Annotated in this window: 9 protein-coding genes; 7 read left to right on the plus strand and 2 right to left on the minus strand. The window is 66.9% G+C overall.

The annotated features are described in order from the left end of the window. Positions 1-111 precede the first annotated feature (111 nt). The 4 genes from J0A90_RS18145 to J0A90_RS18160 all read left to right on the plus strand — a co-directional run bounded on the left by J0A90_RS18145 (position 112) and on the right by J0A90_RS18160 (position 5,726). Positions 112-1,005: an HlyC/CorC family transporter gene (locus tag J0A90_RS18145; protein WP_207034649.1), complete on the plus strand. Its 894-nt coding sequence runs from the start codon at positions 112-114 to the stop codon at positions 1,003-1,005. A 73-nt stretch (positions 1,006-1,078) separates the two neighbouring features. Next, entirely contained in the window at positions 1,079-2,563 is a 1,485-nt protein-coding gene (lnt, locus tag J0A90_RS18150; protein WP_207034650.1) for an apolipoprotein N-acyltransferase, read from the plus strand. A gap of 255 nt (positions 2,564-2,818) precedes the next feature. Next, complete coding sequence (locus tag J0A90_RS18155; protein ID WP_207034652.1) at positions 2,819-4,186, plus strand: VOC family protein; 1,368 nt, start codon at positions 2,819-2,821, stop codon at positions 4,184-4,186. A gap of 136 nt (positions 4,187-4,322) precedes the next feature. Continuing rightward, on the plus strand, positions 4,323-5,726 hold the full coding sequence (locus J0A90_RS18160) for an MFS transporter (protein WP_207034654.1): 1,404 nt from the start codon (positions 4,323-4,325) through the stop codon (positions 5,724-5,726). Positions 5,727-5,903: 177 nt separating this feature from the next. Here J0A90_RS18160 and J0A90_RS18165 read toward each other — a convergent pair whose 3' ends face one another. Then, positions 5,904-6,452, minus strand: coding sequence for a zinc ribbon-containing protein (locus J0A90_RS18165; RefSeq protein ID WP_207034656.1), 549 nt, complete (start codon positions 6,450-6,452; stop codon positions 5,904-5,906). A gap of 246 nt (positions 6,453-6,698) precedes the next feature. On the opposite strand from J0A90_RS18165, the gene leuS reads away from it, so the two are divergent. The 3 genes from leuS (at position 6,699) to holA (ending at position 10,956) form a co-directional block, all read left to right on the plus strand. Next, on the plus strand, positions 6,699-9,284 hold the full coding sequence (leuS, locus tag J0A90_RS18170; protein WP_207034707.1) for a leucine--tRNA ligase: 2,586 nt from the start codon (positions 6,699-6,701) through the stop codon (positions 9,282-9,284). 94 nt (positions 9,285-9,378) lie between these two features. Beyond that, positions 9,379-9,867, plus strand: a complete 489-nt coding sequence (gene lptE, locus J0A90_RS18175) for an LPS assembly lipoprotein LptE (RefSeq protein WP_207034658.1) — start codon at positions 9,379-9,381, stop codon at positions 9,865-9,867. 30 nt (positions 9,868-9,897) lie between these two features. Further along, on the plus strand, positions 9,898-10,956 hold the full coding sequence (gene holA / locus J0A90_RS18180) for a DNA polymerase III subunit delta (protein WP_207034660.1): 1,059 nt from the start codon (positions 9,898-9,900) through the stop codon (positions 10,954-10,956). A gap of 136 nt (positions 10,957-11,092) precedes the next feature. Here the strand turns inward: holA and J0A90_RS18185 are convergent, their stop codons facing one another. Then, complete coding sequence (locus J0A90_RS18185) at positions 11,093-18,481, minus strand: carbohydrate-binding protein (protein WP_207034662.1); 7,389 nt, start codon at positions 18,479-18,481, stop codon at positions 11,093-11,095. Positions 18,482-18,903: the final 422 nt, after the last annotated feature.

Genomic DNA, 18,903 nt, shown 5'->3' on the forward strand with positions numbered 1-18,903 from the left:
GGCGGCGAGACCCCATTACCGACACGCGCTCTCGGGCCAGCCTTGGCCCGCGGGCGCGTGTCGTTTTCGTACCCAGCCCCAACGGCATCCGAGGACAAGAGACTCCCACTCATGAGCGAAGACCGATCGAGTAGCCAGAACAGTCGATCCTGGCTGGAAAAGCTGATCAGTACCTTCTCGAGCGATTTCGACGAGCCCAGCTCCCGCGAGGAGCTGCTCACCTTCCTGCGTGAAGCGGGGCCCAAGCTCAACCTCGACCAGGACGCTCTGACCATCATCGAGGGCGCCTTCCAGATCAGCGACCAGCAGGTGCGCGAGGTGATGATTCCGCGCTCGCAGGTCACCGCGGTGTGCGTCGACCAGCGCCCGGAAGACTGCCTGCCGATCATTCTGGAGACCGCCCACTCGCGCTACCCGGTGATCGACGACAACCTGGATGACGTGCTCGGCATCCTGCTGGTCAAGGATCTGCTGCCGCTGCTCAAGCGCAACAGCCAAGAGCGCGAGGCGTTCTCGCTGCGTGACGTGCTGCGTCCGGCAATGTTCGTGCCCGAGTCCAAGCGCCTCAACAGCCTGCTCAAGGAGTTCCGCGATACCCATAACCATATGGCGGTCGTGGTCGACGAGTACGGCGGTACTGCCGGTATCGTCACCATCGAGGATATCCTCGAGCAGATCGTCGGTGATATCGAGGACGAGCACGACACCGACGAAGAAGAGGACATCCGCGATCTCGGCGACGGCACCTTCGCGGTGCGTGCGCTCACCCCGATCGAGGATTTCAACGAGCAGTTCGGTACCGAGTTCTCCGACGAGGAGTTCGACACCGTCGGCGGTCTGATCATGCAGCGCTTCGGCCACCTGCCGCGTCGCAACGAGCACACCGATCTCGGCCAGTGGCGCTTCACCGTGCTCAACGCCGACAACCGGCGCATCCGCCTGCTGCAGGCGCGTCCGGTACCCGCGGCGCTGGAACAGGAGCGCGCACGCCACGTCGAGGGCTGAAGCCTACGGCGACCGCCGCGACGCCGTCGAGCGACTCTGATATAAGGGGCACTTTGCGCAAAGGAGTGCCCCCATGCCCGCTGCCCTGCCCCTGATCTCCGCCCGCCGCCCATGGCCGGCCTATCTCGCCGCGCTGGTCGCCGGGGTGCTGGCCACGCTGAGCTTTGCCCCCTTTCATCTGTGGTGGCTGGGGCCGATCGCCGTCGCGCTGATGGCCCTCGACCAGCATCGCCTGACCCTGGGCCAGGCCACCCTGCGCGGCTGGCTGTTCGGGGTCGCGCTGTTCGGTAGCGGCGCCTCCTGGGTCTATGTCTCGATCCACGACTACGGCTACACCGGGGTACCGCTGGCGCTGTTCCTGACCGTGCTCTTCGTCGCCACCCTGGCGCTGTTTCATGCCCTGATCTTCGGCCTCTACCGGCGCTTCACCACGCCACGCTGGGCCGTGTTGAGCTTCGCCGGCGCCTGGGTGCTGGGCGAGGCCTTTCGTAGCTGGGCCTTCACCGGCTTCCCCTGGCTGCTGCTGGGCAGCGCCCAGGTCGACTCGCCGCTGGCGCCCTGGGCGCCGGTCGGCGGGGTCTATCTGCTGTCGTTGATCGTGGCGCTCTCGGGCACGCTGCTGGTGGCCTTCTGCCGCCGCCGCTGGTGGGCCGCGGCGCCCCTCGCCGCGCTCTGGCTGCTGCCGCTGGCGCTGCCGACCCACTGGACCCAGCAGGCCGCCGACCCGCTGCGCTTCGCGCTGCTCCAGGGCGATCTGCCCCAGCTCAGCAAGTGGAGCCCCGAGGGCCAGCGCCAGGCGGTCAACACCTATACCCGCATGACCCGCGAGCTGCCCGACGACGTCGATGTGATCGTCTGGCCGGAGACCGCGCTGCCGATGCTGGCGCAGCAGGCGCTGCCTTATCTGGAGCGGCTGCAGGCAACGCTGCCCGAGCAGAGCGCGCTGCTCACCGGGATCGTCCAGCGCGATGCCGATGAGCGCTACTACAACGCCATCATCGGCGTCGGCGCCACCCGCGGCGAGTACCGCAAGGCGCACCTGGTGCCGTTCGGCGAGTTTCTGCCGCTCGACTTCCTGCTGCGCGGGGTGATCGACTTCTTCAACCTGCCGATGTCGGACTTCAGCGCCGGCGCCGACTCGCAGCCGCCGATCCTGACCCATGGCATCGCCATCGGCAGCGCCATCTGCTACGAGATCGTCTACCCGGATCTGGTCGCCGAGCGCGCCCGTGACAGCAACGTGCTGCTCACGGTCTCCAATGACACCTGGTTCGGACGCTCGATCGGCCCGCTGCAGCATCTGCAGATGGCCCGTCTGCGCGCGCTGGAGAACGGCCGCTACGTGGTCCGCGCCACCAGCAACGGGGTCACCGCGATCATCGACGACCAGGGCCGGCTGCGCGAGCGAGCGCCTCAGTTCACCCCCGCCAGCGTGGTCGGCGAGGTGGTCCCGATGACCGGGCTGACGCCGTTCACGCGCACCGGCAGCTGGCCGGCCTGGGGGCTTGCGCTGCTACTGCTGCTGCCGGGTCTGACCCGCCGCTTCCAGCGCGCCTGAGGCCGCCAAGAGCCCATCCCCAAACGCTCTGACGATAGGAGTCGGATAAGCCGACGTCGTCTAGCGGTTGTGAAAGGCGCTCGAAGCCGGGTCGAGAGAAGCGGCGCCGGCGGGCGCCGCCAATGCTGTCATTTCCGCAAATGCGACCCGGCTTTATCGATTGGGCCCGGCGCGCCCACACGCCCTTGTCAGCCCGCTCGCGATGGCGAAGGATGGGAGTCTGAACTCATCCTTCGCGCATCGAGCCATCCCATCATGACGCTTTCCCTGGTACCCCCCGACGAGGTTCGCACCGCCTTTTCGCAGGCGATGTCCGACATGTACCGCCACGAGGTGCCGCAGTACGGCACCCTGCTCGAACTGGTCGCCGACATCAACGCCAAGGCCTTGGCAGCGGACCCGGCGCTCGAGCAGACGCTGGCCGCGGGCGGCGAACTCGAACGCCTCGACGTCGAGCGCCACGGCGCCATCCGTGTCGGCACCGCCGAGGAGCTGTCGCTGCTGCGCCGGGTCTTCGCCCTGATGGGCATGGAACCGGTCGGCTACTACGACCTCTCCCAGGCCGGCGTCCCGGTCCACTCCACCGCGTTCCGCCCGGTCGACGAGGCGGCGCTCAAGCGCAATCCGTTCCGCGTCTTCACCTCGCTGCTGCGCCTGGAGCTGATCAGCGATGACGAGCTGCGGCGCCAGGCCACCGCCATCCTCGCCGGCCGTGACATCTTCACCGAGGAGGCACGCGAGCTGCTCGAACTCGGCGAACGCCAGGGCGGCTTCGACACTCATCAGGCCGAACGCTTCGTCGAGGCGATCCTGGAGACCTTCCGCTGGCACCAGAACGCCACCGTCGACCACGCCACCTATCAGGCGCTGCACGATACCCACCGTCTGGTCGCCGACGTGGTCTGCTTCCGTGGCCCGCACATCAACCATCTGACGCCGCGCACCCTGGATATCGACGCCGCCCAGGCGGCGATGCCCGCCTACGGCATCGCCCCCAAGGCGGTGATCGAGGGCCCGCCGCCGCGGCGCTGTCCGATCCTGCTGCGCCAGACCAGCTTCAAGGCGCTCGAGGAGTCGATCCGCTTCGCCGGCCGCGACGACGGAACCCATACCGCACGCTTCGGCGAGATCGAGCAGCGCGGCATCGCCTTGACCCGAGCCGGCCGCGAGCGCTATGACGCCCTGCTGGCGCGCTCGCGCGAGTTGCCGCCTGCGGCCGACAACGCCACTCACCAGCGCCAGCTCGGCGAGGTCTTCGCCGATTTCTCCGACGATCTCGACAGCCTGCGCCAGCAGGGCCTGGCCTACTTCCGCTATCGCCTGAGCGATACCGGTCATGCCGCCCTGGCCGCGGGAGAGACGCCGCCGACGGACCTGGAGGAGCTGATCGCCCGGCACTGGGTCGAGGCACTGCCGATCACCTACGAGGATTTCCTGCCCGTCAGCGCCGCCGGCATCTTCCAGTCCAATCTGGGCGATACCCGCCACGCCGCCTACGCCAGCGAGTCGAACCAGGCCGCCTTCGAACTGGCCCTGGGGCGCCCGGTGCTGGATGAGTTCGCGCTCTATGCGCGCCTGGAGGGGGACTCCCGCGAGCGGCTGCGCCAGCAGCTGGGGCAGTGAGTCTGGCCGGCGCGCAGGCGCCGGCTCTTCCCCCCCGAGGTCGCAGCGGGAACAGTGTTCGTCGCTGGCGCAGCGCGCGGCCAAGACGTTCGGCTCTAGGCTTGAGGGTCAACCCTCTGCCTGCGAGTGACCGCACGTGCCCAACAACAACAATCATGTCGACAACAGCCATTTCAACAACGACCATCCCGACGCCAGTCACACGGCAGCCCAGGTCGATCTGTCGACGCTGCGCAAGGTGATCGCCGCCTCGGCGATCGGCAATTTCGTCGAGTGGTTCGACTTCGCCGTCTACGGCTTCCTCGCCGTGGTGATCGCCAACCACTTCTTCCCGCCCGGCGACCCGTCGCTGGCACTGCTGCAGACCTTCGCCGTGTTCGCCGTCTCGTTCGCCCTGCGCCCGCTCGGCGGTGTCTTCTTCGGTATGCTCGGCGATCGCATCGGCCGCAAGCGGGTGCTGGCGATGACCGTGATGTTGATGGCCGGCGCCACGACCCTGATCGGCCTGCTGCCGACCTACGCGAGCATCGGCCTGCTGGCGCCGCTGGCCCTGGCCCTGGCGCGCTGCATCCAGGGCTTCTCCGCCGGTGGCGAGTACGCCGGCGCCTGCGCCTTCGTGATGGAGCACGCGCCGCGCACGCGCAAGGCGCGCTACGGCAGCTTCGTGCCGGTCTCGACCTTCGCCGCCTTCGCCACCGCGGCGGCGCTCACCTACGCCATCAGTACGCTGCTCTCGGAGCAGGCCATGGCCGACTGGGGCTGGCGCGTGCCCTTTCTGATCGCCGCGCCGCTGGGGCTGGTCGGCCTCTACATGCGCATGCGACTCGACGAATCGCCGGCCTTCCAGGCGCTCAAGGCGCAGCACGCGGTGCCCCACTCGCCGCTGGGCGAGACCCTGCGCTCCCACGGCGCCACCATCGTCTGCCTCAGCGCTTTCATCTCGGCGACGGCGCTGTCGTTCTACATGTTCACCACCTACTTCACGACCTACATGCAGGTGGTCGGCGGCGCGAGTCGGACCACGGCCCTGCTGGCGAGCCTCGGCGCACTGCTGTTCGCCGCCGCGCTGTGCCCGCTGATCGGCCGCTACGCCGACCGGGTCGGGCGCCGGCGCACCATCCTCTCCGCCGGCATCGCGCTGATCGCGGCGGTGTTCCCGGCCTACACCCTGGCCGCCAGCGGCGAGTGGCTGTCGTCGCTGATCGGCGCGGCTCTGATGGCCGTGGGCGCGGTGATCTGCGGCGTGGTCACCGCGGTGCTGCTGTCGGAGCAGTTCCCCACCCGGGTGCGCTACACCGCCTCCGCACTCTGCTACAACGTCTCCTACACCATCTTCGGCGGCACCGCACCGCTGGTCGCCACCTGGTTGATCGACAGCACCGGCTACCATCTGGCCCCGGCCTACTACCTGATCGCGATCACCCTGCTGGCACTGTGGGGCGGCATGCGTCTGCCGGAAACGGCGGATCGGGCGCTGGATGCCGACGAGTCGACCTGGCGCACGGTGACACCGGGTCGGGAACAGCCACTGGCGCGCTGAGGCGAACATCGCGCGCTGAGCGCCCACCGCGGCGCGAGACGACCGCGCAAAGCAAGCAGCGGCCCCGAAGTGAATCGGGGCCGCTGCATGTCTGGCCTATTGAATGTCGTGGCTATAATGCCCTGGAGTGGGTCGCGCCAAGCGCTGGGTCCTGTACGAAAACGACCTGCGCCCGGCTCAGTCGGCCGTGGAGCGCGGTGCGCCCGAGTCGCGCTGGAAGTAGCGATGGCCGCAGGCGTGGCACGCCTCCAGACGCTTGACCTGAGCGAAGGTGACGCCGGCGCCGCAGTGCACACAGCTCATGCGCCCGGGCAGGGCGATCTCGCCGGCGGTGTAGTCGGCGCGCGCCGCCTCGAGATCGTCCTCGAAGCGCTCACGGTCGATGGTGGTACGGTCGGCGATCGAGAACAGCGCCTCCGAGACCCGTCGCGAGAGCACGTCGAGGTCGATACCCAGCCAGCTCGCCACGCCTTCGCCACCCTTGGCCAGGAACTGGCGAAAATCGCGCATGTCGCGCTCGACCCAAGCCCGCAGCAGCGCCATCTCGTCCTTGGTGAACTCCTCGAATTCGGCCTCGAAGGCCACCGCCTCGTCGAGCTCGCGCTGAAAACTCTCCCAGGAGAGTTCGCCACCGCCATCCTTCAGCCGCGTGAGGACACGCTCATAGGCCTCACTGAGGCGTGAACGCTCCTGTGGGTCCTGCGGCGCTGATTGATGTTCCGTCATGGCCATCTCCTTCTACGTTTCTGCATTGACCGCTGTCTGTCACACGTCGACCGCTGTGGGGCCGCGGCGGCGTCCATCGCAGCGCCGGCCGGCATCGCGCGCCCCTACCTGCCGCAGCGGGTCTGGGGTATGCTTGTGGGCCTGAAAATCGACGCCGGCCCCGCACTTTCCGTCTCTTCAGAGTATAGCTTTTCGCGGGACGCCTGGCGCTCTCTCACGCCGAACGCAAGGTGCATGACCGAACCGATGGACGCCCACTACAACCCGCAAGCGATCGAACGCGCCGCACAGCAATTCTGGAACGAGCATCAGAGCTTCAAGGCGAGCGAGGATCTGACTCGCGAGAAATACTACTGCCTGTCGATGTTCCCCTACCCCAGCGGCAAGCTGCACATGGGTCACGTGCGCAACTACACCATCGGTGACGTGGTCAGCCGCTTCCAGCGCATGCGCGGCAAGAACGTGCTGCAGCCGATGGGCTGGGATGCGTTCGGTATGCCGGCGGAGAACGCCGCGATCAACAACGGCGTGGCACCGGGCAAGTGGACCTACGCCAACATCGACTACATGCGCAGTCAGCTCAAGGCGCTGGGGTTCGCCTACGACTGGGACCGCGAGTTCGCCACCTGCGACGTCGACTACTACCGCTGGGAGCAGTGGTTCTTCGCCAAGCTGGTGGAGAAAGGCGTGGTCTACAAGAAGATGTCCACGGTCAACTGGGACCCGGTCGATCAGACCGTGCTCGCCAACGAGCAGGTGATCGACGGCCGCGGCTGGCGCTCCGGTGCACGGGTCGAGCGCAAGGAGATCCCGCTGTGGTTTTTGAAGATCACCGACTACGCCGATGAGCTGCTGGCCGACCTCGACAAGGTCGAGTGGCCGGAGCAGGTCAAGACCATGCAGCGCAACTGGATCGGCAAGTCGCGCGGTGTGGAGCTCACCTTCGACGTGGCCGGCGAGAGCCTCGCCGATGACCTGCGCGCGCTCGACGTCTATACCACCCGCCCCGACACCCTGTTCGGCGTCACCTACGTGGCGGTCGCCGCCGGCCACCCGCTGGCCAAGCACGCCGCCGAGCGCGACCCCGCTCTGGCCGAGTTCCTGATCGAGTGCCAGCAGGGCGGCAACTCCGAGGCGGAGCTGGCGACCATGGAGAAGCGCGGCCGCGATACCGGGCTGCGCGCGATCCACCCGCTCACCGGCCAGGAAGTACCGATCTTCGTCGCCAACTTCGTGCTGATGGAGTACGGCACCGGTGCGGTGATGGCGGTGCCGGCCCACGACCAGCGCGACTGGGAGTTCGCCACCAAGTACGACCTGGCGCTGGCGCCGGTGATCGCCGACGCCGACGGTCAGGCCCCCGATCTGAGCCAGGGCGCCTACGTCGAGCATGGCCGTCTGATCAACTCCGGCGAATTCGACGGTCTCGAGTTCGAAGCGGCGTTCGACGCCATTGCCGCGCGCCTGGAAGCCCAGGGCCGCGGTAAGGTCAAGATCAACTATCGCCTGCGCGACTGGGGCGTGGCGCGCCAGCGCTACTGGGGCGCACCGATCCCGGTCAAGTACGGCCCCGAGGGCCAAACCGTACCGCTCACCGATGCCGAACTGCCGGTGGCGCTGCCGCTGGAGGTCGAAGTGGACGCCTCGGGCTCGCCGCTCAAGAAGATGCCGGCGTTCTACGACCTGGGCGACGGCTGGACCCGCGAAACCGATACCTTCGACACCTTCATGGAGTCCTCCTGGTACTACGCGCGCTTCTGCTGCGCCGACAACCCGGAGGCGATGCTCGATGAGCGCGCCGACTACTGGCTGCCGGTGGACCTCTACATCGGCGGTATCGAGCACGCCATCCTGCACCTGCTCTACGCCCGCTTCTTCCACAAGCTGATGCGCGACGAGGGCCTGGTCGGCAGCGACGAGCCGTTCCAGCGCCTGCTCACCCAGGGCATGGTGATCGCCGAGACCTTCTACCGCGAATCCGCCAACGGCGCCAAGCAGTGGTTCAATCCGGCCGATGTCGAAGTCGACCGTGACGACAAGGGTCGGCCGCTGCGCGCTCGCCTCAGCAGTGACGGTGAACCGGTGGAGATGGGCGGCATCGAGAAGATGTCGAAGTCGAAGAACAACGGCGTCGACCCGCAGGCGATGATCGATCGCTTCGGCGCCGACACCGTGCGCCTGTTCATGATGTTCGCGGCACCGCCGGAACAGTCGCTGGAGTGGTCCGACTCCGGCGTCGAGGGCGCCCACCGCTTCCTCAAGCGGCTGTGGAAGCTCACCGCCGACCACCTGGCCGCCGGCACTCCGGCCGCGCTCGAGGTGGCCGCGCTCAACGACGCCGCGGTCGATCTGCGTCGCAAGACCCACGAGACGATCGCCAAGGCGGGCGACGACATCGGCCGCCGCACCACCTTCAATACCGCCATCGCCGCGGTCATGGAGCTGACCAACGCCCTCGGCCGCTACGCCGACACCTCGCCCCAGGGCCTGGCCGTGGCGCGCGAAGCGCTCGAGGCGTGCGTGCTGCTGCTGGCGCCGATCACCCCGCACACCTGCCACGCCCTGTGGCAGGCCCTCGGCCACGCCGGCCCGGTGATCGACGCGACCTGGCCAGAGGTCGACGAGCAGGCACTGATCAAGGCCAGCATCGAACTCGCGGTGCAGGTCAACGGCAAGCTGCGGGCGCGTCTCGAAGTACCCGCCGAGGCCGACAAGGCAGCCATCGAAGCCCAGGCCATGGCGGCGGAGAACGTCCAGCGCCACATCGAAGGCAAGAGCGTACGCAAGGTGATCGTGGTGCCGGGCAAGCTGGTCAATATCGTCGCCAACTGAGCCCCGCGTCCGCGCAACCCGAACCAGCGGGCGGATGGGATCATCCGCCCCCGGCGGCGCCCTGGTGGCGCCGCTCTCGACAAGGAGTTACCTGATGATGCGTCGCCCCGTAGTGATCGGCCTGATGGCGTTGGCACTGACCACGCTGGCGGGCTGCGGCTTCCAGCTCCGCGGCCTCGGCCAGGCCGAACTGCCCTTCTCCGACATCGCCCTGAGCGCCAATGTCTCGCCGTTCAGTGAAACCGTGCGCCAGCGGCTCCAGAGCGCGGGTACCCGGATCGACGATAGCGCCGATTTGCGTCTCAATCTGGGCGACGAGCAGATCCGCGACCGCCGCCTGACCCGCGCCGACTCCGGCAGCCGTGAAACCGAGATCACCCTCACTGCGCCTTTCTCGGTGCAGCGTGTCAGTGACGGCGCCTATCTGCTGAACCAGCAGCAGCTAGAGACCTCGACCACGGTCCTGCTCTCGGACAACAACCTCTACGCCAGTGACGAGATGCGCAAGCAGACAGTCGAGCGCCTGCGCCGCGAGGCCGCCGACCAGTTGATCGACCGCCTGGCCGCCCTCGACACGCCGTGAAGGTTTTCAGGTCATGAAGGGTTTTAGTTCATGAAGGTCTTTCCCGACAAGCTGGAGGCGGCGCTGGCCAAGCGCCTGCCCCCGGTGGTGCTGGTCTCCGGTGACGAGCCGCTGATTCACATGGAGGCGTGCGACGCGGTGCGCCGGGTCGCCCGCGAGCGCGGCATCGAAGAGCGCGAGGTGCTACACGTCGAGTCGGGCTTTCAGTGGACCCAACTGCTGGAGTCGGCGGCGAGCCTGTCGCTGTTCGCCTCCAGCAAGCTGATCGAAGTGCGGCTCGGCGGCCAGTCACCGGGCCAGGAGGGCGGCAAGGCGCTGGAGGCCTATGCCGAGAAGGCCGGCGACAGCGACAACGTGCTGCTGCTCAGCGCCCAGCGGCTGGATCGCAAGGCGCAGTCGAGCAAGTGGTTCAAGGCGCTGGACAAGATCGGCCTGTTCGTGCCGGTGTGGCCGGTGGATCATCAGCGCCTGGGCTTCTGGATGCGCGATCGCGCCACGCGCCACGGGCTGAATCTCGACATGGACGCCGCGCGCCTGCTCGGCGAGCGCACCGAGGGCAATCTGCTCGCCGCCGATCAGGAGCTGCAGAAGCTGGCGCTGCTGATGCCGCCCAATGCACGGCTGACGCTCGAGTCGATCGCCAGCGGCGTCGAGAGCAGCGCGCGCTACGATGTCTTCACCCTTACCGACGCCTGCCTGCGCGGCGAGCGCGAGCGGGTCGCACGCATCGTCGGGGGCCTGCGTGAAGAGGGCATCGAAGCGCCGGTGGTACTGTGGTCGTTGACCCGTGAGCTGCGTACCCTGCTGTCGATCTTCCAGCATCTCGATCAGGGCCAGAGCCTCGACCACGCCTGCAAGGCGCAGCGTCCGATGATTCCCGAAAAGCGTCGCCCCGGCTATCAGCAGGCGCTCAACCGCCTGCCGCTGCGGCGGCTGCACAAGCTGTTGCTGTTCTCCCAGCGCATCGATCTGGCGATCAAGGGCGCGCTGACGCTACCGGTGTGGGACTGCCTGCAGGATCTGGCGCTGACGCTGGCCGGCGGACGCGGCCTGCTGGCAGAGATGCCCCACGCCTATCGCATCGGCTGACAGTCGTCGCCGTCCCACGGCCAGCGCTCGACGACCGACAGTCTGCGCTGCCTATCGCCCCTGCCTCTCGGTGCGGCTCCTCGACACTGCCCCCCTAGCCGCGGCCCGGAGTAGACAGACGCCGGGCCGCGTCGCGTCAGGCGATCTCGACGTGCTGGGGCGTGTCGACGCCGCTGATCGCGACGTCGTCGCTCATCGCCGGTTCACTGTCGAAGCTGTCGCTGGTGGAGAGCGTCGTGTCGCCGGCGCTCGGCGTGCTGCTGCCACTTACGCTCGACCCCGCGGTGGCGGTCAGCGTGAAGTTGGCCAGGTTCATGGCGCCACCGTTGAAGGTCAGCCGCAGCACCTGCTCCCCCGCCGCCAGATCGAGGGTGACGCCCTCATTGCTCTGGTAGTTGTTCCAGCCGCCGGTGTTGATCACGCTGGCCGAGGTCTCACTATCGTAGACTTGCCCCGCCTGGGCCACACTAGCGGTGATGCTGCGCCCGCCGGCGGTGGTGGCAGCGGCGAACGACAGCTGATAGGTGCCGGCCTCGGCGACATCCAGGGTGTACTCCACCCACTCGCCGTTGTCGATCCAGCCAATCGCCTCGCCATTGCCACGAATGTCGACGCCTTCACCGCGGAAGTTCGTGCCCAACTGCGTCTCGCTACTGTCGTGATAGGCCACCCCTTCGCCGCCCTGATCGTAGAGCGCCGCCTGCAGGGTGAACTCGCTATCCACCGTCCAAGGGCTGCCGTCGGCATTGAAGGCGCTCTGACTGGCCGGTGTCAGGGTGAACGACGCCAGGTTCATGGCACCGCCGTGGAAGGTCAGACGCAGCGTCTGCTCACCCGCCTCGAGCATCACCTGATGGCCCTGAGTGGGCAGGAAGGTGCTCCAGCCGCCAGAGTAGCCGACACCCACATCGGCCACGGCATAGACCCCGCTGCCCTGATCGAAGGTGGCACTGATCGAGCGCGCGGTGCCGCTCTGGGCCCCCATGGCGGACAGGAAGGAGAGATCGTAGACGCCGGCAGTGTCGACCTCCAGGGTGTACTCCACCCACTCGCCCTCCTCGATCCAGCCGATAGCATCGCCGTTGCCCTGGATATCGACCCCGGTGTCGCGGAAATCGGGGTTGCCCAGTTGGGTCTCGCTCGAATCCTTGTAGGTCAGGTGCGCAGGCCCCTCGTCGAACAGCGCAGCGTCCAGGGTAAGACCGTCGGCATCCACCGCCCACGGCGTCTGGGTATCGTTGAACGGCGCGCGTAGCGCCGGTTGGATACCCTGGATGAGATAGACGTTGTCGTTGTAGTCGTAGTTGATCCCGGTGTAGTCCATCACCACGAAGTAGGTGTCGGGAATCGCTTTGCGCTCGCTGTCGTAGGCCTGGAACACGCGCACGGTGTAGCCGCGCTCGATGCCCGCATCCTCCGCCAGCGGCGTCCCGCCCCCGTGCGGGTTGAGCGAGGGATCGGTGGAGAGGTTGGCGACCGAGATGCCGAAGACGTCGTCGCCGGCCCAGCTGTCGGGGATGCGGCCGCGGTCGAAGGTGGCGGTGGCATAGTTGCCATTGGCGACGTGCGGCAGGAACGACTGGCTGTAGAGCGAATCGTGATTCATCAGCGAGGTGCGCTCACTCTTGTCACCCGGTGCATGCAGCGCCAGCAGCGCGCCACTGTAGCCGTGCAGCGCCGCGAGCTGGGTCACCTTGGCGCTCTGTACGCCATCGGCCAGTTGCCAGTAGCGCGACAGTACCTCCTCATCGTTGACCGCACGATAGAGATCGAAGTCCTGCAGTACCGACTCGCCGCCGCCGTCGAGGGTGGAGAGACCGTCGATATGATTACCGAAGCCGAAGACGCGCCAGATCTCGTTGAGATTGGGCTCCCAGCCGCCCTCGTCGCGGGCCTGCCAGAATCCCGCCAGTTGAATCCGGGTAGTGGGCGTGTCGACGTCATTGGAGTAGATCGTCAGCGACCCCTGGAACACGCCGTCGTCGGCATTGCTGCTCGGCGGGGTGTAGGCGGCACGGTCGAACAGCACCTCCACCGATAGCGCCGCGCCCGGCGCCAGCACCCGCCCTTCGAGGGCATCGGGATCGCTCAGTCGGAAGGGGCCATCCAGCGTCGCCCCGGTCAGCGTCAGATCACCGCTGCCATGATTGGTGACGATGACCGTACCGCTGTCCTTGTACTCCCGCGCCTCCGGTGCCGACCCGCTGGCGTGGTTATTCTCGAGATAGTTGAAGGCGAGCCGGTCGCTGAAGAAGGCGGGATCGGCGCTGACCGCACTGATCTTGCCGTCGGCGACCACGCTGAGCGGCTCGTCGGGCACGCGCAGCAGGTCGATATCGGGACCATTGGCCTTGGGCGCAGTCACCGCGATGGTATTGCTGCCGGCTGTGAGGGTCACCTGCACGGTCTGATAGACCCAGTCGCTCACCGTGGCGCTCTTGGCGGGGAAATTGACCGCCGGATAGTCGCTGCCGTTGACCTCCAGTGCCAGGGGGCGATCGGCCTTGCCGGTGGTCAGCGAGTAGCGAAAGCCGATCTCGTAGACGCCGCTGCGCGCGACCTCTACCTGCCAGCTCAGGGTCTGATCGCTGCTGCCGACGAAATCGACATAGCCCTCACCCGAGGCGTCGCGGTCGCTGACCGTCGACGGTACCACCACCGCACCGCCCTCGAGCGTGGCACTCTCCGCTTCGTAGAGGGTGTAGCCAGGGGTGGTGTCGTGCACCAGCACCTCGAGCTGATCGATATTGGGGCCGGTGTTGTTGACCGAGCGCAGCGTGACGCTATTGGCGCCGGCTAGCAGCGTTGCCGGGATATCCAGCGTCTGCCAGGTGTTCCAGGCCGCATTGCCACTACCCATCCCGCTCGGCGGTGCGAAGCCGTAGGTACCCACGCTCTCGCCGTTGACGAAGACCTCCAGCGGGCGCTCGCCGGTGCCACCGTTGGCGTAGCGCACCCGCAGCACCGCAGCGCCGGCGTCGCCCGTCGCGACATCGACGTCGAAGGTGATGAAGTCGTTGTTGGTGCTGCCGAAATCGGCATAGCCGCCGACCACACCGTCGCTGTCGTCGGTATTGCCATCCAGGCCATAAGCCCCCGGGCGCACACCGGAGGCGGTACCGACATTGGCCGAGGCCGGTTCGGGGTTGTCGCCGTCCCGGATCACGATCTGGACGCCGGCGCCGCTGGCGATCGTCGCCAGGGTATCGTCCTCGGCCTGGATCGTGGCCACGCTCTTGAGATCGTCGCCCGGCACCACGACGTCGCCGGGGACCGGGTCGAGACGAATGATCTGACTCTGGCCGTTGGTACGATTGAGCGTCATCAAATAGAGCTGTCCTGTCAGCGGGTTCTGGATGATGTCCAGCGGGTCGACGAAGCTGATCACCTTGCCATCGGGGTCGCGCAGCACGCTGTCGCCGCTGACCTTGCCGTCGGCATCCAGGGTGATCCAGCGAATGTCGTCACCACCGGAGTACTCGACGAACAGCAGGCTCCCCTTGAGCGTGGCGCCGAAGACCCCGCTGGTGTATTCGATCGCCCCGTTGGGCGAGCGATTGGTCCCCAGCGAGTAGGCATCCTCGCCGCGGTAGTTGGGGTCGGGCTGGGTGCCCACCGGATACTCGTCGGTCTCGTTGAGATCCTTGCCGCTGGTCGGATTGCCACCGTTGAGCACGTACTCGTCGTGCAGCGGATTGGGATGACCGTAGTAACCGCCCTTCTCGATCTGGAACAGGAAGTCGTCTTCGATACCGACGTTGATCAGCCCCTCGTTCACCGCCGTCGCCGGATCGTCCGGCGTGCTGCCGCCTGCCGCCGAGCCGTTGGTGGGCAGGTAGAGCGAACCGTTGGAGTGCCACACCAGGTCGTAGGCGTTGCGAATGCCGGTGGCATAGATCTTGAGCACCGCATCGGCGGCGTAGGGGTCGTAGTACTGGATCAGCAGGTTGCCGTCGGCATCCTGCATACTGGCGGTACCGTTGGCGGCGAATACCAGATACTGCCCCCCACCCATGTCGATCGGGCCATTCTTGAGATCACCGTCGCTATCCGGATAACGCGTGTTGGAGCCGTCGCTGGGCAGCGGTTCGGTGGAGACGTCGAAACCGCCAGGGGGAGCCTCGCGGTAGGGGTCGATCTCGAGCACGGCGGCATTGAGCAGGCGTTCGGGCCGATTGCCCCAGGCGCTGTCGTCCTGTCCCATGGCGGTGTTGGCCCCCTGGGAGACATACATCAGATAGGGCGGCACGTCGGGATTGGTGAGCGCGCCGTAGTCCGGGTTGGCGTGGAACACCAGACTGTTGGTGACGTGGTCACCGTTGGAGCGCGGCAGCCCGGTGATGTAAGTCTGGGCGCTGCCGCTGAACACCGTATCGTCGGGATCCAGCGTGATCTTGCTCACCCGGCCGCTGAAGTCGGGTACGCCGTTGTCGCGCCCGGTCAGCGGAATCGGGTAGTTGTCGGTGACCCAGATCACGTCGGGATCGGTCGGGTCGAAGGTCAGGCCGATGATGCCGCGGGCGCCGGCATCATCCTGGAAGTAGTCCAGTGCCAGGGTCTGCTCGTGGGACAGGGCACCGGTGATTGGATCGATATCGAAGCGTCTGATCTCGCCATTCATGGTCGAGACGTAGAGCTTGCTGCTGTCCGGCGATAGCGTCATCGAAGTGAACTGGTAGGCGTTGTCCTCGGCGCCGTTCAGCTCCACGGTCGAGTTGAAGGCCACCTCGCTGTCCGGGACTTCGGCCTCGGCACCGGTGACGAAGGTGGTGGTGAACTTCTGGAAATCACGGGTCGGCGCCGCGGCGTCGGTGTTGCTGCCACGATCCTGGAAACCATCGATCACCAGGGTATAGCTGGTGTAGGGGTCGAGCCCATCCACCGGCGAGATGGTCAGGGAGTCGAAGCCACCGGTGGTGTTGATATTGAACGCCACCGCCTCCCCGGTGACGGTGTTGAACAGCCGCACCGAGCCGTCCTGCAGGCTCTCCAGCAGAGCCCCGCCGCGCCCTTCCACCACCGAGATACCGATGAAGATATCCGAGGTTGGGTCGATCCCCACCGGCGGGCTGCCGTCACTCGGCTGCAGGTCGACCTCGACCTGATTCTGACCGACCCCGGCCACCGCACGCGGATCGGTGAAGTGGGCGTAGTCGAGCGGCGCGGCGCGATCGTCGTCGGGCGTGAGATCGGGCAGCGGCTGGATCTCGAGGTACTGGATTTCGGTATTGGCGCTGTCGGCGCCGATCGAGTCCAGCGTCAGACGGCCGTCGGTGACATGCACCACCTTGGTGATCAAGGTGGAGCGATAGCCCTGGCTGTCGTCGGCGGGGTTGGCGTCGGCGGGAAAACCATCCGGGCGCATAGGCACCAGACGTCCGAAAGCCTCGCCTTCGGCGTTGATCACGTTGACGCTGTCGTAGCGACCACCGCTGTCACCGAGCGAGAGGGTGACTTCATAATAGCCATCCTCGAGTTCGATCTCCCAACCGGCGTGCTGGGCGTAGCCCGGCTTGGCGAAACCGGCGTAGGTCGCCTGCAGGCCATCGACACCGGCCAGCGTGCCGGCGCGATTGCCCAGCGCATCGGGATCCTGGCCGCTGATGCCCATCGGCGTGGTGCCATTGGCGGTGCCATCGGCGATCGACGCCTCGGTGACCCAGCCGTAGGCGTGCGTCTTGCCATCGACCTGAAGCGACTGGGCACCGAAGGCGAGACCGGTGTCGGCCACATAACCCTCGGGCGTGGCCGCATTCGCGGGCTGGAAGTTGATCTTGATCACCGGGCGCTCGCCCGGCTCGACCACTGCATCGACCACATGGTGCACCTCGAGCTTGTCGATATTGGGGCCGCCGGCGCCGATGTTCTCCAGGCGAATGGCGTTGTTGCCCGCCTCCAGCGTCACTGCGTAGTGCACCTCGGTCCAGTTCTCCCAGCCGCTCGCGCCATCGCCAGTGGAGACGAAGGCGACCTTGCCCTGGGATTCACCGGCGACGACCACCTTCATCTCCTGGGTATCACTGGCGCCATTGGCATAGCGCACCACCAGGTCGTAGGTGCCAGCCTGCACCACCGAGACCTGGAAAGTGGCGGCATCGCCGGCTTGCCCTCCCATGTCGAGATAACCGCTGCCGCTGTAATCACCCCAGAGCCCGTCGCTGCCGGCGGCGGGGTCGCTCTCCGGGTGGCTGGCATCGCGCACCACGGTATCCGCCGGCGAGCTGCCGTCGTCGCGTCCCATCGCTTCGCCCTCGATGCTGGCGACCAGGGTCGGCGGCGCGGTCATCTCGCCGGCATAGTCGAAGGCGATCTGATCGATGTTGGGGCCATTGGGGACGCCGCCCTCGGCGGCGCTGGGCAGGCTCAGGGTCAGCGCGTTGGAGCCGGCCGACAGCGGCAGCGTCACCTGCACCTCGCGCCAGCTGGCCCAGCCACCGGTAGGCGGGAACGACACCAGCATGGCGGCGCCGTTGTCCAGGTTGAGCAGCAGCGGGCGGTCACCGCTTCCGCCATTGGCGTAACGAATGGTGGCGGTGTAGAGCCCCTCGACGCTGGGCTCGGCGTGGAAAATGACGCTGTCTCCGGGGTTGGTGCCCAGATCGACATAGCTGTCGCCGATCGCCCCGGCACGGTGACTGCCACCGGCATCGGGGTGCGCGGCGTCGACCACGCGGGTTAGGGACGGGTCCGTGCTCGCACCCAGGTCATGGATCTCGACCCGGCCGGTATCCTCGGCCTGCAGAGTGAAGCTGGGCGGCATGCCGACCGCCGCCTTCACCAGCGACAACGCCAGGCTGTCGACATTGGGCCCCTCCGCCAGCAGATTTTCCATGCGGATGCGATGGCTACCGGCCTCCAGCGCCAGTGTCAGCGTCGCATGGTTCCAGGTCTCCCAGCCGGCACTGCCGCTGCCGGTACCGGTGAAGCCGAGCACGCCCTGCGCCTCGCCATCCACCTTGACCGCCATCGGCCGGGATGTGGCGGCGCTGCCGCTGACCGCATAGCGCACGTCGAGCTGATAGGTGCCAGCGGTCTCCACCGTCACATCGAAGTAGGCGGCATCCCCCACCTGGCTGCCCATGTCGAGGTAGCCGCTGCCACTGTGGCCGTTCCACAGCCCGTCGCTGCCCGCCGCCGGGCTGCTCTCGCGGTGATCCGCATCGCGCACGCCAGTATCCGCCAGCGAGCTGCCGTCATCGGCGATCAGCGAGGTCCCCTGCAGCGTATAGACATCGCTGGACCAGCCCTCGTCGTTGACGATCTCAAGCGCCTGGGTCTGAGCGCTGCCCAGAATCGTGGTACCGGCACCATTCACCGCCTCGATCTTGAGCAGCGCACCGCCACGCCCGGTGTCCTGATCCAGCGCCACGCGATAGGGCGTGATAAAGGTGCTGTGCTGCTGCTGGCTGCCGCCGGCATCATCGAGCGTGACCACCACCCCTCTAACCTGACTGGCGCTGAAATCAGCACCGTCGAGCGGCGTCACCTGCAAGCGATAGCCGTCACCGATCAGATCGCGCGTCACCGCGTCGCCAGGCGCCAACGTCCTGACGAGGGTTCCGGATTGAGCATCGACAATGGCAAGCGAGAACATGGATGGCGCCCCTACGCAAAGAGTGAATGGTCACGATGCGGCGCCTGAATCACGCTCGCACAGTCCCGGGAAACGGTGGAGAAGACACGCCGATCCCGGCGGGTGGGTATATTGAAGGCGCCCCACTATCGCGCCCTGGGACGGCTGGACCCATGGCTCGAGTGCGGGACTAAAGTCTGACTCGACGGAAACTAACCTGTCGCTGAAGCCTGCGAAAGTTGAAACTTCTCCCACCTCGAAGGTGAGTTTCAGGAAATGGATAACGCCGATCCAATGACGCCGCTCGGCGCCAAATTCAAGACCGTTGATTTATCGGCAATCGTCGCCAAAAACCGCGTTAACATTTCATTACC

Source organism: Salinicola sp. DM10, assembly GCF_017306975.2.
Lineage (GTDB): Bacteria > Pseudomonadota > Gammaproteobacteria > Pseudomonadales > Halomonadaceae > Salinicola.

Bases quoted from the DNA above. Each gene is read 5' to 3' on its own strand.
- J0A90_RS18145 (WP_207034649.1), top strand. From the start codon at position 112: ATGAGCGAAGACCGATCGAGTAGCCAGAACAGTCGATCCTGGCTGGAA.
- lnt (WP_207034650.1), top strand. From the start codon at position 1,079: ATGCCCGCTGCCCTGCCCCTGATCTCCGCCCGCCGCCCATGGCCGGCC.
- J0A90_RS18155 (WP_207034652.1), top strand. From the start codon at position 2,819: ATGACGCTTTCCCTGGTACCCCCCGACGAGGTTCGCACCGCCTTTTCG.
- J0A90_RS18165 (WP_207034656.1), bottom strand. From the start codon at position 6,452: ATGACGGAACATCAATCAGCGCCGCAGGACCCACAGGAGCGTTCACGC.
- leuS (WP_207034707.1), top strand. From the start codon at position 6,699: ATGGACGCCCACTACAACCCGCAAGCGATCGAACGCGCCGCACAGCAA.
- lptE (WP_207034658.1), top strand. From the start codon at position 9,379: ATGATGCGTCGCCCCGTAGTGATCGGCCTGATGGCGTTGGCACTGACC.
- holA (WP_207034660.1), top strand. From the start codon at position 9,898: ATGAAGGTCTTTCCCGACAAGCTGGAGGCGGCGCTGGCCAAGCGCCTG.